Consider the following 749-nt stretch of genomic DNA (forward strand, 5'->3'; position numbering starts at 1 on the left):
TAGGTTGTGTTGATCTTTCATTTGAGCCAAAAGAGAGCACTGACGAGATAGAGAAAACTCAAGAAGTTCCTGGCCAATTTGTCAAAACGAGAAAATAGATGCCGGTACTGCTTTAACTTATGAAAAAAGCATTCGATTAAATGCCTCTCTTGATACAGATGCTTGTCATAATGCCGCTGCGTCTTTCTATTCCTTTTAGGCGGAATAACCGCTTGAGCTTCCCCTATCTTCTCAATCAACTTATCCGCATCATATCCTTTATCCCCAATTACTTTGGTATCCTTTCTCTGCCAGCCCTCTATCAATTCTTCCCCTTGAGTAATATCGCTCTTTTCTCCGCCAGTTATTCTCAATTCCAGCGGATTTCCCAACCCATCTACACTCACATGAATCTTGGTGCTGTATCCGCCTCGGCTTCTCCCCAAAGCTTGCTCCCCTTTTTTCCGGCAGCACAGGAGTGCGCTCGAACCATGGTTGAATCAATAATGAGATGCTCTAAATCAGGGTCGTCAATAAAATACTTGAACATCCGTTCCCACACTCCAAAACGACTCCACCGGTGGAATCTTTGATAGATGGTGTACCATTTGCCATATCCTTCTGGGAGGTAGCGCCAAGGAGCACCGGAACGGGCTATCCAAAGAACTGCTTCAATAAACTGTTTGCAGTTTGCTTCTTTCCCAATGTTAACTCTCTCTTCTGTCTGTAAAAAAGCCAATATCTTCTGCCATTTGTTTTCATCTAAAAAA

The 749-nt window shown here is 43.3% G+C and carries 1 protein-coding gene; it reads right to left on the bottom strand.

Annotation, left to right across the window (positions count from 1 at the left end):
- Positions 1-17: 17 nt before the first annotated feature.
- Positions 18-749 (bottom strand): IS5-like element ISSoc13 family transposase gene (locus NW843_RS00750; protein WP_414521821.1). Its coding sequence is split into 2 segments (ribosomal slippage), with 733 coding nucleotides annotated over them: positions 18-442 and positions 442-749; the frame shifts between segments, so codons are not numbered across the junction. This gene is flagged as partial in the annotation.

Origin of the sequence: Synechococcus sp. R5-12 (assembly GCF_047502655.1) — a bacterium.
Taxonomy (GTDB): Bacteria; Cyanobacteriota; Cyanobacteriia; order Thermostichales; family Thermostichaceae; genus Thermostichus.